We start from the raw sequence: 15137 nt of genomic DNA on the forward strand, positions 1-15137 counted from the left end.
GTTAGGTGCACTTGACTTACCGAGGTGTAAAAAATTGTGCTGCTAATGCTGGGTTAGACGCAAAGTAGAAATGCAGAAAGCTGGCGATAATTGGGCCATGCTGGTAAATATTTTCAACCTTACCAAAACGGGTCTTCGCGCTAGCAATAGGTGGCAGTTCTGTAGTAAAACTGCCGTAGTGAAAAGTGTGTGCACCAAGCTCGCCGTCTGCTAGCACGGCTTTTAATGAACCTAGTCCTTGTAAGCGCTCTTCTATTTGGCTCACACCGGGTAGTAAATCAAAACACGGCTCGCCATTGATTGACGCGGATAGTGCCATCATGCTACCGCACTCGGCAAGTATCGGCTTGTTAGCCTTAAACGCGCTTGTCAGTGAATCTTTCATGGCAAGGTTGCTGCTGATGTCCTGTAAGTGCAGCTCAGGGTAGCCACCGGGTAGCCAGTAAGCATCGGCCTCGGGTAAGGCGCTATCGTGTAATAGCGAAAAAAACACGAGGTTGGCACCCATGTCGGTTAAACAATCCAAGTTTGCTTGATAGATAAAACAGAACGCCGCATCTTTGGCAATTGCAATCGTTTTGCCTGCAAGAAGTGGAGGTGTGGATTGGGCTAGGGTGGTATTAGTCGTGCTGTTAAATGTAACCATTGGTGGCAACGGTAAGTCCTGCATTAAAGCATTGGCAGCAGTTTCAATTTTTTGTTCGAGATCACTTATTTCTGCAGCGCGAAACAAGCCCAGATGCCGCTCTGGTAAGCTTAATGCTTCATTTTTTTGTAATGCACCAAACCAATTCAGGTGAGATGGTAGTGAGTCTTGCAGCAATTTCCCATGCCCTGCGCTACCTACCTTGTTGGCTAGCACGCCAGTGGGGATTAGCTTAGGTTTGTGTGACAGCAGGCCATTCGCCAGTGCGCCAAAGGTTTGTGCCATGCCACCGGCATCAATAGTCAGCAGCACCGGTAAATTAAAGCGTACGGCAATATCTGCGCTTGATGGCGTGCCATCGTATAAGCCCATTACGCCCTCAATGATAATCAAATCGGCATCTTGTGCTGCGCGGTAAAGTTGCGCTTCGGCATCATTTTCGCCGCACATCGTAAAATCTAGATTGTAAACCGGGCGTCCGGTGGCTACCTCTAGAATCATGGGGTCTAAAAAATCAGGGCCACACTTAAATGCTTGTACACGCAGCCCTTGGTTGCGCCATGCGCGCGCCAAAGCTGCGGTAATAAAGGTTTTTCCCTGCCCGGATGCGGGGGCGGAAATGAGTAGGGCGTGGCAAGTGGTCATAGCGTTTGGTTATAGGTCTATACCTGGTTGGGCCTTAATGCCAGCACGCCATGCATGTTTAATATCCATAATTTCACTTACGGTGTCTGCCAGTTCGGTAAGGGCGGCAGGTGCGCCACGCCCGGTTACCACTACGTGCTGCATGGGTGGTCTGGCTGCAATGTCAGCCAGTATTTGTGTGAGGTCAAGGTAGCCATATTTCATGGTGTAGGTGAGTTCATCCAGAATCACCAGTCGAATGCTGGGGTCACGCAACATGCGCTGCGCAATTGCCCACCCTGCTTGAGCGGTTTGGGTGTCACGTTCGCGGTCTTGGGTGTTCCAAGTGAAGCCTTCGCCCAGTACGTGCCACTCTACGTTTGCTTGATTGCGGAAAAAAGCCTCTTCGCCGGTATCGCTACGTCCTTTGATGAACTGCGCAACGCCAACCTTCATGCCGTAGCCTAAAGCGCGTGCCATCATGCCGAAAGCAGAAGAGCTCTTGCCTTTGCCGTTGCCGGTTAGGACCAGTAGTAGCCCTTTTTCCTGATTTGCTTGTTCAATCGCAGCATCAATCACTGCTTTTTTACGCACCATACGTGCTGTATGGCGCGTGTTTTTGTCATCAGATGTCGTCATCTAAATACTAATATCTAATTAGGCTTTAGCACGGTTCAAGCCGCTTGCTAATGCAAATGTGATATGCACTACGGCCGCAACTGCCAACCAGAAGCCAATATTCTCAAACTGACGTGGCGCGTATTTAATTAAGCGTGCGCCAAACTCAGCGATGGTTGGGTCAGGGTAGCGGCCGCCAAAGAAGTAGAAACCACCGCTAGAGAATATCTCGCTGGCAATGCCTGCAACGGTAGCGCTACCAACTAAAGGCAGAATGGCCTTGCTGCTGAAACTATAGTGTTTAGCAAACCAACGGCCAGCCAGCCACATAGAGCCATAAGCAGGCAATAGGAAACCGTAAGCTGGGGTAACGCAAAAGTTACTCACGCCTTGGAAATAAACAGAGTAAAGGTCTAAGCCTGTACATAACGCCAGTAATGCTGGAAACATAATTGCTGGACGCAGATACAAACCAGCAAGGAAAAATACGGCCAGTGATGCGCTAGGTAGGCTGTTGATTGAGGCAAAGTGATGACCACGCGTCACAATGATGAGTGCGGCAAGCACAACACCAATAAAGATTTGTTGTGTTTTAGAAAGTGTAAGCATAGTAGGTGCAGCCTCCGATGGTTTTGCTTTAATGATAATAGTTAAATAAAACATGATTTTATCGTAAATGCGTTTTGCTAGGGCGAGTTTTCGCTCGTCCTAGCAGTTAGCCAGCGTTAAGGTTTCATGTTGTAGCGTAAGCCTACAAACAAGTTACTGCCAGCGGTGTTGTAAGCGGGTGATGTTGCAGTGTTTCCTGTGTAAGCTAAAACGTAATTCTTATCCAGCACGTTATTGGCACGCGCCTCTAACTTCCACTCTGGGTTGATGCGGTAGTTAGCGGTGAAATTCAATAATGCATAGCCTGGCATGACTTTAGTGTTGGCAAGGTTGTTGTAGCGTGTAGAAGCGCCTTGCATCTCCGCGCCCCACTGCAAATCGCCCAATGTATGCATTAAATTAACTGAGCCGTAACGATTAGCTTGGCGTGGAGTTAAGTTATCTGTCGCCTCATCTCTTGGTGACTGTACAGTGAAGTTTCCACTTAAGAGTAAGTTGTCGCTTACATTCCAACTGGCATCTGTTGTCACACCTTGTATTTCAACTTTGCCAACGTTGATAGGGCAGAAGCCGCCAAGCGTGCAACTTGGAGTGGCAGGGCCTGCATTCGCGAGTAAGCTGCGAATTTTGTTCTGGAATACAACCACGCCAGCATTAAACTTGCCACCCGTGTATTTAACTCCAGCCTCTACGTTGTCTGACTTTTCTGGAGATAGCGTAGGATCACCAAAGTTTGGATAATACAATTGGTTAAAAGTAGGTGCTCTAAATGCTTTGCCATAATTAGCGGTAACGCGCCATTGAGGCGTGATGCGATAACCATAACCGGCACCGCCAGTGGTGAAATTGCCATACTGAGTGTTATGGTCTTCGCGTACAGAGGCTTGTACGGAGTGGTTGCCATGATCCAATAGGTAGCTAGCTAAGAAGCTATCATTGTTACGCTCTTTTTTGAATTTGGTTTTAACGTTGGCTACGCTGCTGACGTCTTGCTCAAGTCGATCATAAGCCAAGGTAAGTTTGCCCAGTGGCAAAGTAAAGTCATTTTGCCAAGAGAGCTGTTGTTGCTCAGTACGATACTTACTTATGCCTTTAGGGTTGTAGGTAGAGCTTGCTTTGGATGTGTTCGGTTTTGCATAGCTATCTGAGTCATCTACCCCCATGCCAAGCTTGAATGTACTATGCCAGAAATCAGTAAATTGGTTTTTGCTGGTAAAAGCATAGCTTTGTAGCGTTTGCTCAGTAAAGTTCTCGTAATTAGAACCATCAAACTCGTTGTGCCCTTTGCTCTCAAAGAACTGCAGTCCCCATGTGTGGCCTTTTGCCAGCTCAAGTTCTGCATAAGCGGAAGTGCTTAAGTTGCGGTAGCTGTCATCGTCTGAGTCTTTGCCTGTGCGGATGCGACGGGCGGAAAAGCTGTCAGTATCCAAACTGCTGACGTTTACGCCATACTTAAGTGCGTTGATACCGCCGTTGATGCCAAACTCTGCAGTTTTTGTATTGTAAGAACCTAGGCCTACCGCGGCATTCACTAATGGTTTATCCGATAAGCTTTTGCGTGTAAAAATCTGAATCACGCCGCCAATTGCATCAGCACCATATAGGCTAGATGCAGGACCACGTAAGATTTCTATTTTTTCGATTTGGCCTAGTGGAATGTTTTCAAAAGAGGTCCTCCCTAGCGTAGCGGAGTTCATGCGTAGGCCATCAACTAGCACTACTGTTTGTTCTGAGCTGGTGCCTCTTAAAAAGACGCTGGCCTCAGTGCCCGCACCTCCGGTAGTAACAATCTGTACGCCAGGTTGCTGGCGCAGAACGTCAGTAATAGAACCTGCGCCCATGCGCTCTATTTCTTCTCGGTCAATTATAGTTACGTCGCCGATCACATTTTGGCGTGCTTGTGGCGTACGTGTGGCTGTCACTACAACCTCGTCTAAGTTGATGGTGTCTGTAGCGTAGACTGTTGGATGAAACGCTAGGCCAATCAGGCCAGCGATGATTTTTTTGTTCATTTGAATTTCCCTATGCGACATGCGACCCCGCATGTAACTGATAACTAAGGAAATACAGAAAGGATAAGTGTCGAAACGAAAAGAATTCACGGCACAAGTTTGTACTTGTGCGCTACGTTTTGAACAACCGTCACCCCGCGGTATTTCCAACTAATTGTTGCGAGGCCGGTCTCCGGGCTCGTGAATGACATGTTTTGCACCTTCCCAAGCAGGGGCTATCAAAATAGCGTGGCTCAGTGGTTTATTGCAAAACAATATGATTGAAAATCATATTCACTTACCGTTGCGGGGGCAGCACAGGGATTGTTATCCGCTCAGAATGACGTATTAACGCACCTATTTCCCAGTTTCACCTTGTTTGTTAACAACAAACATGGCACCTATCAACAACGACAATTATAACGTTTAAAGATTCAATCAGGCGAACTATCTGGGATAAATTTATTTGTAATGTGTTGTAATACTTTTAAAAATCGCTGTTAGCTATTGACTACAATCATTTTTTTCAATTATAGTGATTGTATGGACGCAGACTTAACAGCACTAGAGCAAAAACTGTTGCAATTAATTGCACGGTATAACGAGCTACGCGACGAGAACGCGCGCCTACGTGTTGATCTAGGCGCTATGGAATCTGATACCGCTTTGCTAAAAGCGAACATGGCTCAAGCCAGCGAACGTATCGAAGCGTTAATGCAAAGCCTGCCTTAGTTTTCAATAAACGATTATTTTCGAGTAAAAGCTAATGAGTGAAATTAAAGGCGTTGATGTCAATATCATGGGGCGTGACTTTACCGTGTCATGCACGGATGAAGAGCGTCCAGGTTTGCTTAATGCCGTCAATTTTTTAGACAAGAAAATGCGCGATATTCGCGATAGCGGCAAAGTTATCGGGGTGGAGCGTATTGCGATTATGACTGCGCTCAATTTGTCTTATGAGCTGCTCAATAGTAAAAGCGGCGATGTGAATATCGGCGATATCAAGCGTAGAATCTCTATGATGCAAGATCAGATAGATCAAGCTTGTGAGCTAAAATAAGTATTTTTACAAGTAATTTATTTAGATCGCTATTACGTTTTCTTGATAGCGTTTTCTTGTAACTGGAGTAGAATCAATTCAATCGTTTTATGATTAAAAATAAAACGTCAGGTTATACAGTTTGTTCTCTGCGGCGTGGTTTAGGCTAATAATTCCTTGAACTAGTTTATAGCATCGGTTTTAGTCATTCGAGTTGTTGTGTGAGCGCTCTCATGGTGAGTTCTTTTAGAACCCCTTGGCGAGTGACCCTAATGCGCTCTAGGCTGTTACCACTTGAGCCTTTTTGGTTCAGGATGCTGGCTTAGGCTACGTCCGTGGAGAACTCCTTACTTGATCGCAGGCCTGCTACCTGGATCTATCTTAAGGCGTGATATTTCAAGTCCGCCAAGCTCACAATTTCCAAGCACTTTTCATGACAGCTTTCTAGTATCACTGGCGGTGCAAATCCAGCCTCTGATGCCTCTAGCCAGCGGCTTGCGCACAAGCACCAGCGGTCGCCAGCGCGTAATCCCTCAAAGCCGTATTCGGGACGTGGTGTGCTTAAATCGTTGCCTCTGGAGATTGAAAACGCGAGAAACTCTTCAGTCATTTGCGCACAGACCGTATGGCTACCATGGTCTTCAGCGCCAGTTTCGCAGCAGCCTGAACGGGTGAATCCGGTGACGGGATCTAGGCTGCAAGTTTGTAATGCGGTACCAAGTACGTTTTTTTGTTGTAGTTTTGTCATCTTAGCGTTGATTCAGTTTGGAGTTGGTTCTATTTGATTAGATATAGATTATCATAGACGCTCATTTTTTACAGGAAAACGTAATGCGATATTGGTTAATGAAGTCGGAGCCATCCGATGTTTCAATTGACGACTTAGCCGGCTTTGAGAATCAAACCGTGGACTGGTATGGCGTGCGTAACTATCAGGCACGTAACTTTATGCGCGACCAGATGCAGGTGGGGGACGGCGTGTTGTTCTACCATTCCAATTGCGACGAGCCAGGTATCGCAGGCATCGCCGAAGTTGCGACACTAGCCTACCCAGATCGCTTGCAGTTTATTGAAGGCCATAAGTACTTTGACCCCAAAGCCACGCCAGAGACTCCACGCTGGTTTAATGTGGATGTGAAGTTGGTGCGTAAAACGCGTTTGTTGAGTTTGAAAGAGATGCGCGAGACGCCTGAATTGGAAAACTTGCGCATACTGCAACGCGGTAACCGCTTGTCGATTACGCCAGTTGATCCTAGGGATTGGGCATTTATACTGGAGCAGTTGAAATAAAAAAAGCTCCTATCATAGATAGGAGCTTTAGCAAGAAACGGCCTACTTCATAGGGTAGTCATTGGCTAGCTATCTACTTATTTAGTACCCAATTTAGTGTCTAGGCTACCCATGGATTTTGGATAAGTCACGATACCCCAAGGCATGTCTTTCACCTCGATTTGTTTCGTTACTTCCAGTTTCTGCGCGTCAATCACGTAAACCGCATCTGATTTACCGCAAGCTAACAGCAGTTGTTTGTCATCTGGGGTAAATGTGAAGTGCCAGCAACGGTTGCCGGTAGGGATGTCTTTTATTTTCTCATAAGTTTTAGCGTTAAATACTTGTAGCGCTTTTTGTTTGTTAGTTGCTACAAAAATGTGCTCACCGGTTTTGTCGTAAGAAATGCCGTAAGGCGTTTCGCCAGTATCTACGGTGCGTACAAAGTTAAAGTCTTTATCCAGCACCATGATTTTGTTGCCATACTCGAGTGTGGCTAAGTAGGTATTGCCATCTGGTGATACTTTAATGCCACGTGGGCGATCGCCATACTCATGGGTCTGAATGGTTTTCACCAAGCTGCCGTCAGCAATATTGTGTACGGTCACGGTGTTGTCCGCTTCATTGGTGATCACTAAGTTTTTACCGTCGGCTGAAAACTCAATGCCTTCTGTTTCAGGGCCGCCAGTGATTTCACGTACTTTTTCACCTTTAGTCAAATCGACAACAGCGATTTTGGCGGGGATTTTCTCTTCATCATCGTCATCCTCTTCAACTTTGGCCTTTTCACCTGGTTTCGGTGGTGGGCCACCTACGGCGCTTGGTTCGGATGATATAAATGCGTAGTTACCGCTGATGCGCACAAACTCTGGATTTTTGCCTACAGGGATTTGTTGTAACACTGTGCCTGTGGCGGTGTCGATGACTGAAACGCTCGCGTTTTCGCGCGTTGCTACCACCAGTTTTTTACCATCATCAGTAATACCCAAGCCGCGAGGAGATTCAGCCTTGATGTCAAACTCTTTCACTACTTGCATGGTGGCGAGGTCAATCACGCTTACGCCTGCATCTTGGCGCGTTACATATGCAACGCCACCAGTCGTGGCGTTATCTGCCGCTGGTGTTTGGTTGGCTGGGTCTTTGCTGCAGCCGTTAATGCCTGCCATAAGCGCTAGTAAAATTAAACTAATACGTGTTTTACTAAATGCTGGGGTAAATTTCATACACTCTCTCCAAATTAATTTCTGATGATGTCATGCTGATATTGTGATTTAAATATTAACCCTGCCAAGCATGCAAGAACTGTACTAAAAGTCTAGCTGATTAAAAACAGAAGCTTACATGCCAAGCGGTACAGGGATGGTTAATATTAGCCAATGGTTGTGGTTGATATTAACCAATGTCGATGGATTTAACCTCAGTCACCGTAGTTTTTACTGCGTCATTAACCTAAAAATAATTTATACGCTGGATTGTTAGTTTCTTCCCAGTGTGGGTATCCTAAGTTATTTAGGAAATCAGAAAACTCAGTTAGTTCATTTGGCGGCACTTGCATCCCGGCTAATACGCGACCAAAGTCCGCACCGTGATTGCGGTAATGAAATAGACTAATGTTCCAATCGTGGCCCATGGTGTCTAAGAACTTCATGAGTGCGCCCGGTTTTTCTGGAAACTCAAACCTGAACACTACTTCGTTCTCGGCCTGTGGCGCGTGGCCACCAACTAAATGCCGCAAATGTAATTTCGCCACTTCATTCTCTGATAAATCTAGCGCAGGCAAGCCTTGAGCAGCTAAATCTTTCACTAGTTGTGCGGATTCCGTTGGGTCGTTAACGGCTACCCCCACAAAAATGTGTGCCTCTGTAGGGTCTGAATAGCGGTAATTAAACTCAGTAATATTGCGGTTGCCAAGTAAGTGACAGAAGGCTTTAAATGCACCAGGTTTTTCCGGAATCGTGACCGCTAATACAGCTTCACGTTTTTCTCCCAGCTCGGCGCGCTCGGCAATAAAGCGCAGGCGATCAAAATTCATATTGGCACCAGAGGCGATGCTTATGAGCGTTTTACCCTCCAGCTTTTCGCGTGCGGCGTATGCCTTTAGCCCAGCCGTAGCTAGTGCGCCTGCTGGCTCTAGAATGCTTCGCGTGTCTTCGAACACGTCTTTGATTGCCGCGCAAATTGCGTCGTTGTCCACTATGATCATTTCATCAACGTATTGCTGGCAGAGGGCAAACGTATGCTCGCCTACTTGCTTCACTGCAGCGCCATCGGCAAATAAGCCCACTTGCTCCAGCATCACACGCTGGCCTTGCTGTAATGATTCTGTCATGGCCTCAGCATCGCGTGCTTCTACGCCGATGATTTTAATTTCCGGTCTAACCGCTTTTACATAAGCAGCAATGCCTGCCAATAACCCACCGCCGCCAACGCAGCAGAAAATCGCTTCAATTGGTTCCGGGTGTGCCTCTAAAATTTCCATCGCAATCGTGCCTTGACCGGCAATCACATCGGGATCATCGTAAGGGTGTACGAAGGTCAGGTTCTGGGATTTTTCCAGTTCCAGCGCGTGTACGTAGGCATCAGAGTAACTGTCACCAAACAATACCACTTCTGCGCCACGGCTTTTGACCGCATTAATCTTAATCAACGGGGTGGTGGTCGGCATTACGATAACAGCACGACAGCCCAGCTTTTGGGCAGATAGGGCAACGCCCTGTGCGTGGTTGCCAGCGCTGGCTGCAATCACGCCAGAATCTAGCGCGGCTTTAGGCAGGTAAGCCATTTTGTTGTAAGCGCCGCGTAACTTAAATGAAAATACCGGCTGCATGTCCTCGCGTTTCAAGAAAACACGGTTGTGGATGCGTGCCGATAAGTTGGGCTGGAAATCCAATGGTGTGTTTCTGGCCACGTCGTATACGCGGGAGTTTTTGATTTTTTCTAGATAGTTGGTAGGCATGCGTTTTTGTATTAGTTAGGTAGCGGTGTATAGTTATGGTTTGATTGATATTATAAAGAATTTATAAGGATTTAAGTAAATGGCGTTTACACAAGACGAATTAAAGCAACAAGTTGCAAAAGCAGCTGTGGAATATGTAAAAAGCGGCATCATTGGTGTAGGTACAGGTTCTACCGCTAACTTTTTTATTGAAGAGTTGGCGAAAGTAAAACACAAGATTGATGGCGCAGTCGCCAGCTCTGAAGCAACGGCGCAACGTTTGCGTGGTCATGGTATTGAAGTGTTTGATTTGAACTCAGTCGACAACCTTGAGATTTATGTGGATGGCGCTGATGAAATTACAGAGCATATGCATATGCTAAAAGGCGGCGGCGGTGCACTCACACGTGAGAAGATTGTTGCAGCTGTAGCCAAAAAATTCATCTGTATCTGTGATGCAACTAAATACGTGCCAGTGTTAGGTAAGTTCCCGTTACCAGTAGAAGTCCTGCCAATGGCAAAAAGCCATGTAGCGCGTGAACTGGTTAAATTAGGTGGTCAGCCACAATTGCGTGATTTCACTACCGACAACGGTAACCTGATTCTTGATGTACATGGTTTAACGATTACTGATCCGGTAGCGATGGAAGCAAAAATCAACCAAATCGTAGGCGTGGTAACTAATGGTCTATTTGCCGCTCGTCCAGCAAACGTACTGTTGTTAGCAACGGCTGAGGGTGTGAAAACCTACCAGAAATAACCGTTATTGGTTAAATTGTAATAATTTTGTCATATTGACTCGCTAGACTGTGCTGATTAGCAGATATTGGAAATTAAAAATGCATTCTGAACATACCTTTAAGCAATATGACGCAGAGTTGGAAGCTTTACGAGGCAAAGTGCTGGAGATGGGCGGCTTGGTTGAGCAGCAAATCGTGCAAGCGCTTGAAGCCTTAGTAAAGCTAGATTCAAATTTAGCTAAAGAAGTCATGGTGAGCGATCAGCTTGTTAATGCACTGGAAGTGCAAATTGACGAGGGATGTAGTCAGATTATTGCACGCCGCCAGCCTGCTGCCGGTGACTTACGTATGGTCATGATGATGGTGAAAACCATTACGGATCTTGAGCGTATTGGTGATGAGGCAACTAAAATTGCCCGTACTGCACAAAAGATTTTTGACGAAGACCGTATGTACAAACCACGTTTTAATGAGATTAAATCGATGGTGGCATTGGTGCGCGAGATGTTGCGCACAGCACTCGACGGCTTTGCGCGCTTGGATGTGAGCAAAACAGTAGAGGTTGCTAGGCAGGATGAGTTGGTGGATGAGCATTTCCGTTCAGCTATGCGTCAATTAATTACCTTTATGCTGGAAGATCCACGTACGATTTCTATGTCGTTAGAGGTGTTGTTCGTAGCAAAGGCGATTGAGCGTATCGGTGACCATGCCAAAAACATCGCCGAGTATGTGGTGTATATGGTTAAAGGTAAGGATGTGCGCCATATCTCTGTGCAGGAAATGGAACGAGAAACATTGGAGCCTTAGTTGGCACTGGGTTTGGTTTCAGTCATGTGATGGCGAAATTATTGCAATAAAAAAGCGGCTTAAGAGCCGCTTTTTTATTTGTCAAACTTGCATCGGTTAAACTAGCTAAGTCTTGGCTTGCAAAGCTGTTTCCAAAGCTTAGATTTCTAAAGCCTATTTTTCCAAAACGCAATTTTCTAAAACTTACCCTTAATCCCGGCTTGCTGCTGAGTATCGTTTTATCTGCAAATTAGTTGCTATCCTCTACTCACTCTTTTTAGCCGTTGCTTTCTTAGGTGCGGCTTTCTTGGTAGTGGCTTTTTTTGGAGCTGCCTTTTTGGCTGCCGGCTTGTCTTCGCTAGCTGCGACTGTTTTCTTGGCTGCCGCTTTTTTTGCCGGTGCTTTTTTGGCTGGCGCGTCTTTAGCTGCTTTTGCGCTCAGTAATTCTAAGGCCTCCTCCATGGTGAGCGATTCTGGCTCGATGCTTTTTGGTAGGGTGGCGCGTAACTTGCCATGCTGCACATAAGGGCCGTAACGCCCTGCAAACACTTCAATCTGACCATCCTCTGTTGGGTGGCTACCTAGTGAGCAAAGTGGTGCAGGCCCTGTGTGGGCTTGTGCTAAAAGAGCTACTGCGCCATCTAAATCTATACTAAACACGCTCAGATTTTTCGGGATAGATTTAAATTTTGCATCATGATTAATATAAGGGCCAAAGCGGCCAATATTGGCAATAATTTTTTTGTTGGTCTCTGGGTGCAGACCTAAATCTCGCGGCAAGGACAGCAACATATTGGCTGTTTCTAAATTAACATCTGCTAATGCAATCTCTTTGGGGATGCTGACGCGTTTGGGTTTCTTTTTCTCACCCTCTACTGCCATGCCTACCTGTAGATATGGACCATAAGGACCATTCATCAGGTAGATTTCTTTGCTGGTTGCAGCGTCTACCCCAATACTGACTGGATCTGTGCCGGCATTTGCCGTGCCGTCTATGCTGCGCTTGTAATCGCATTTTGGTGTGTCGTTGTAGCCGGTACAGCCAATAAAGCTACCAAAGCGGCTTAATTGTTTTTGCAGTGGTTTGCCACATTTAGGGCAGGCTTCATCAATCAGTTCGTTGCCTGGACGCTCTACATCTGCTTTGTTGTGAATCTGCTGGTTAAAATCTTGCCAGAACTCGTCCATGAGTGGCACCCAGTCACGCTCACCCTCTGCTACGCTGTCTAGTGCGTTTTCTAGGTTGGCGGTAAAGTCATAATCCACATACTTGGTGAAGTGTTCGGTTAAGAATTTGTTCACTACACGGCCGACATCTGTAGGCGTGAAGCGTTTTTTGTCCAGCAGTACATATTCACGGTCTTGCAGTGTGCTAATGATGCTGGCGTAGGTAGAGGGGCGGCCAATACCATATTCTTCCAGTACTTTTACAAGGCTGGCTTCAGAATAGCGTGGTGGTGGTTCAGTAAAGTGCTGTTCGCCGTAGATTTTTTCAACGGTAAGTATTTCACCTGTTTCTAGGTTAGGTAGTTTGCTTTCAGCTTCTTCTTCCTCGTCGTCTGAGCCTTCCATGTACACCGCAATAAAGCCCGGGAATACTAGGGTTTGCCCTGTCGCGCGGAACAGGTTGGCATCGCTGCCTACGCTTAAGTCTACACTCACTGCATCAAACTTGGCTGGCGCCATCTGGCAGGCCAGCGCACGCTTCCAAATCATTTCGTACAGTTTGAATTGTTCGTCATTTAAATACTGACGCACACTGGTTGGCGTGCGTGAAATGTCGGTTGGGCGAATCGCCTCATGTGCCTCTTGCGCGCTTTTTGACTTGGTTTTGTACATGACCGGTGATTTTGGCAGGTACTCTGTATCGAAATTCTTTTTTACGTAGTCACGAATTTGCATCACAGCTTCGGTCGCCAAGCTAAACGAGTCGGTACGCATATAGGTAATTAAACCCACGGTGCCTCCGCCTACATCCACCCCTTCGTACAGTTGCTGCGCTACACGCATGGCGCGTGAGGTGGTGAAGCCCAGCTTGCGTACAGCCTCTTGTTGCAGTGTAGAGGTGGTGAACGGTGCGGCAGGACTGCGGCTACGTTGTTTCTTTTCTACACGCGATACGGTGGTTTTGCCGGCGCTGGCTAATAGTAGTTTGCCAACGATGTCAGACTGTTGGTCATGATTGATTACTGTGAACTGCTCAACTTTTTGATTGTTGAGTTGCACCAGTTTAGCTTTAAAGCCATGCTGATGTTTTAACGCATCTAAATGGATAGACCAATACTCTTGTGATTTAAACGCCTCAATTTCTAGCTCGCGTTCTACTATCAGTCGTAATGCCGGGCTTTGTACGCGGCCTGCAGATAGTCCGCGACGGATTTTCTTCCATAGCAACGGCGATAAGTTGAAACCAACCAGATAATCCAGTGCGCGGCGCGCTTGTTGCGCATTCACCATAGGCATCGAGATGTCGCGTGGCTCAGCAATCGCGTGCTCTACGGCACCCTTGGTAATCTCATGAAACACTACGCGTTTCATCAGTTTGTTTTTGAGTAGTTTTTTAGATTTTAAAATCTCGGCAATATGCCAGGAAATAGCCTCACCTTCGCGGTCCGGGTCGGTTGCCAGATAAATGCTATCAGCATTTTTAACGGCTTTGGCAATTGCGTCCACATGCTTACTATTACGCTCAATAATGTCGTACTTCATGGCGAACTGGTTTTCGGTATCCACTGCGCCATTTTTGGGAATTAGGTCACGCACATGTCCATAAGAGGCAAGTACCTCAAAATCGCTACCAAGATATTTCTTGAGCGTTTTTGCTTTAGATGGAGATTCAACAATAAGTAGTTTGGACATGAATGCCTAATAGTAAGGAGTTTGCTTTTCTAACATTTTGGATGATAACAAGGACATTGCCTAAAATACAACAACTTAAGCGATATAGTGTGCAAAAAAATTGCCGTTTTGGCTATTTGTTGCGAATAAATTCGATTTTGTTGCCCTCAGTATTTGCCAAACTTAACGCCGCTCCTTCGTTGGCAATGTCTCCGAATAACGGATCCTCATCATTGGCCTTGGCTTGAGTTAAATTCTTAAAGTCGTATAAGTCGGTGTCAGCCAAATGGGATGGCTCTACATTAGTAATTGCACGGAAAATATTATTAATGCGTCCTGGCTGCTCACGTTCCCATGCTTGCAGCATATCTTTCACTTTTTGACGCTGCAGATTCTCCTGCGAACCGCATAGGTCGCAAGGGATGATAGGGAACTCCATTTGTCGTGCGTAGCTGGCGATGTCTTTTTCACTGCAGTAAGCTAGTGGGCGGATCACGATATTTTGCTTGTCATTAGTAGCTAGTTTAGGCGGCATCGCTTTCATTTTTGCGCCAAAGAATAAGTTCAGGAACAAGGTTTCCACGATGTCATCACGGTGGTGGCCAAGCGCGATTTTATTGGCACCAAGCTCTTTGGCTGTGGTGTAGATAACGCCACGGCGCAGGCGTGAGCACAATGAGCAGGTGGTTCTACCTTCCGGGATTTTTTCTTTAACGATGGAATAGGTGTCAGCATCTACGATGCGATAGTCTATGCCTAGTTTTTCGAAATAGGCTGGCAGAATATCCGCAGGGAAGCCAGGTTGCTTCTGGTCCAAGTTCATTGCAATCAGCTTGAAGTTGATTGGTGCGCGCTCTTGCAATGCGAGTAATATCATCAGCATGGCGTGCGAGTCTTTGCCGCCACTCATACACACCAGCACAGTGTCGCCATCTTCAATCATGTTGTAGTCACCAATGGCTTTGCCGGTGGCGCTAATCAAACTATTGCGCAGTTTGATAAAGTTGTTTGAGTGGTTGTCAGGTAAATGTTTAATCATAAT

Annotated in this window: 14 protein-coding genes and 1 riboswitch; of the genes, 5 read left to right on the forward strand and 9 right to left on the reverse strand. The window is 46.4% G+C overall.

Features of this window, described 5'->3' with window-relative positions; translation table 11 throughout:
* Positions 1-16: 16 nt before the first annotated feature.
* From MMOL_RS01410 to MMOL_RS01425, 4 genes are all read right to left on the reverse strand, one after another.
* Positions 17-1291: a cobyrinic acid a,c-diamide synthase CobB gene (locus MMOL_RS01410; protein ID WP_012777644.1), complete on the reverse strand. Its 1275-nt coding sequence runs from the start codon at positions 1289-1291 to the stop codon at positions 17-19.
* Between the two features lie 9 nt (positions 1292-1300).
* Positions 1301-1909 (reverse strand): cob(I)yrinic acid a,c-diamide adenosyltransferase, encoded by a 609-nt coding sequence (cobO, locus tag MMOL_RS01415; protein WP_012777645.1) that lies wholly within the window; start codon positions 1907-1909, stop codon positions 1301-1303.
* An 18-nt stretch (positions 1910-1927) separates the two neighbouring features.
* On the reverse strand, positions 1928-2551 hold the full coding sequence (locus MMOL_RS01420) for a hypothetical protein (RefSeq protein ID WP_012777646.1): 624 nt from the start codon (positions 2549-2551) through the stop codon (positions 1928-1930).
* A gap of 62 nt (positions 2552-2613) precedes the next feature.
* Positions 2614-4509, reverse strand: a complete 1896-nt coding sequence (locus tag MMOL_RS01425; protein WP_012777647.1) for a TonB-dependent receptor domain-containing protein — start codon at positions 4507-4509, stop codon at positions 2614-2616.
* 146 nt (positions 4510-4655) lie between these two features.
* A riboswitch (cobalamin riboswitch) is annotated at positions 4656-4908 on the reverse strand.
* 123 nt (positions 4909-5031) lie between these two features.
* Here MMOL_RS01425 and MMOL_RS01430 point away from each other — a divergent pair.
* Positions 5032-5220: a hypothetical protein gene (locus MMOL_RS01430; RefSeq protein WP_012777648.1), complete on the forward strand. Its 189-nt coding sequence runs from the start codon at positions 5032-5034 to the stop codon at positions 5218-5220.
* 34 nt (positions 5221-5254) lie between these two features.
* Positions 5255-5548, forward strand: a complete 294-nt coding sequence (locus MMOL_RS01435) for a cell division protein ZapA (RefSeq protein ID WP_012777649.1) — start codon at positions 5255-5257, stop codon at positions 5546-5548.
* Positions 5549-5903: 355 nt separating this feature from the next.
* Here the strand turns inward: MMOL_RS01435 and MMOL_RS01440 are convergent, their stop codons facing one another.
* Positions 5904-6275, reverse strand: coding sequence for a DUF2237 family protein (locus MMOL_RS01440; protein ID WP_012777650.1), 372 nt, complete (start codon positions 6273-6275; stop codon positions 5904-5906).
* Between the two features lie 83 nt (positions 6276-6358).
* On the opposite strand from MMOL_RS01440, the gene MMOL_RS01445 reads away from it, so the two are divergent.
* Positions 6359-6817, forward strand: coding sequence for an EVE domain-containing protein (locus MMOL_RS01445; RefSeq protein ID WP_012777651.1), 459 nt, complete (start codon positions 6359-6361; stop codon positions 6815-6817).
* A 77-nt stretch (positions 6818-6894) separates the two neighbouring features.
* Here the strand turns inward: MMOL_RS01445 and MMOL_RS01450 are convergent, their stop codons facing one another.
* Positions 6895-8019: a YVTN family beta-propeller repeat protein gene (locus MMOL_RS01450; RefSeq protein ID WP_012777652.1), complete on the reverse strand. Its 1125-nt coding sequence runs from the start codon at positions 8017-8019 to the stop codon at positions 6895-6897.
* A 221-nt stretch (positions 8020-8240) separates the two neighbouring features.
* Positions 8241-9752, reverse strand: a complete 1512-nt coding sequence (gene ilvA, locus MMOL_RS01455; RefSeq protein ID WP_012777653.1) for a threonine ammonia-lyase, biosynthetic — start codon at positions 9750-9752, stop codon at positions 8241-8243.
* Between the two features lie 79 nt (positions 9753-9831).
* On the opposite strand from ilvA, the gene rpiA reads away from it, so the two are divergent.
* The gene (gene rpiA, locus MMOL_RS01460) at positions 9832-10491 is read left to right on the forward strand and encodes a ribose-5-phosphate isomerase RpiA (protein ID WP_012777654.1); all 660 of its coding nucleotides are present in this window, start codon (positions 9832-9834) and stop codon (positions 10489-10491) included.
* A 79-nt stretch (positions 10492-10570) separates the two neighbouring features.
* Entirely contained in the window at positions 10571-11278 is a 708-nt protein-coding gene (gene phoU / locus MMOL_RS01465) for a phosphate signaling complex protein PhoU (protein ID WP_012777655.1), read from the forward strand.
* A 243-nt stretch (positions 11279-11521) separates the two neighbouring features.
* Here phoU and topA read toward each other — a convergent pair whose 3' ends face one another.
* Both topA and ttcA read right to left on the reverse strand, forming a co-directional pair.
* Positions 11522-14116: a type I DNA topoisomerase gene (gene topA / locus MMOL_RS01470; protein WP_012777656.1), complete on the reverse strand. Its 2595-nt coding sequence runs from the start codon at positions 14114-14116 to the stop codon at positions 11522-11524.
* Between the two features lie 112 nt (positions 14117-14228).
* The gene (gene ttcA / locus MMOL_RS01475; protein ID WP_012777657.1) at positions 14229-15134 is read right to left on the reverse strand and encodes a tRNA 2-thiocytidine(32) synthetase TtcA; all 906 of its coding nucleotides are present in this window, start codon (positions 15132-15134) and stop codon (positions 14229-14231) included.
* Positions 15135-15137 lie beyond the last annotated feature (3 nt).

The organism is Methylotenera mobilis JLW8, from assembly GCF_000023705.1.
Classification (GTDB): Bacteria; Pseudomonadota; Gammaproteobacteria; order Burkholderiales; family Methylophilaceae; genus Methylotenera; species Methylotenera mobilis.

What these genes read in the sequence shown, in the direction of transcription:
- MMOL_RS01410 (WP_012777644.1), bottom strand. Translation starts at nt 1,291, where the DNA reads ATGACCACTTGCCACGCCCTACTCATTTCCGCCCCCGCATCCGGGCAG.
- cobO (WP_012777645.1), bottom strand. Translation starts at nt 1,909, where the DNA reads ATGACGACATCTGATGACAAAAACACGCGCCATACAGCACGTATGGTG.
- MMOL_RS01420 (WP_012777646.1), bottom strand. Translation starts at nt 2,551, where the DNA reads ATGTTTTATTTAACTATTATCATTAAAGCAAAACCATCGGAGGCTGCA.
- MMOL_RS01425 (WP_012777647.1), bottom strand. Translation starts at nt 4,509, where the DNA reads ATGAACAAAAAAATCATCGCTGGCCTGATTGGCCTAGCGTTTCATCCA.
- MMOL_RS01430 (WP_012777648.1), top strand. Translation starts at nt 5,032, where the DNA reads ATGGACGCAGACTTAACAGCACTAGAGCAAAAACTGTTGCAATTAATT.
- MMOL_RS01435 (WP_012777649.1), top strand. Translation starts at nt 5,255, where the DNA reads ATGAGTGAAATTAAAGGCGTTGATGTCAATATCATGGGGCGTGACTTT.
- MMOL_RS01440 (WP_012777650.1), bottom strand. Translation starts at nt 6,275, where the DNA reads ATGACAAAACTACAACAAAAAAACGTACTTGGTACCGCATTACAAACT.
- MMOL_RS01445 (WP_012777651.1), top strand. Translation starts at nt 6,359, where the DNA reads ATGCGATATTGGTTAATGAAGTCGGAGCCATCCGATGTTTCAATTGAC.
- MMOL_RS01450 (WP_012777652.1), bottom strand. Translation starts at nt 8,019, where the DNA reads ATGAAATTTACCCCAGCATTTAGTAAAACACGTATTAGTTTAATTTTA.
- ilvA (WP_012777653.1), bottom strand. Translation starts at nt 9,752, where the DNA reads ATGCCTACCAACTATCTAGAAAAAATCAAAAACTCCCGCGTATACGAC.
- rpiA (WP_012777654.1), top strand. Translation starts at nt 9,832, where the DNA reads ATGGCGTTTACACAAGACGAATTAAAGCAACAAGTTGCAAAAGCAGCT.
- phoU (WP_012777655.1), top strand. Translation starts at nt 10,571, where the DNA reads ATGCATTCTGAACATACCTTTAAGCAATATGACGCAGAGTTGGAAGCT.
- topA (WP_012777656.1), bottom strand. Translation starts at nt 14,116, where the DNA reads ATGTCCAAACTACTTATTGTTGAATCTCCATCTAAAGCAAAAACGCTC.
- ttcA (WP_012777657.1), bottom strand. Translation starts at nt 15,134, where the DNA reads ATGATTAAACATTTACCTGACAACCACTCAAACAACTTTATCAAACTG.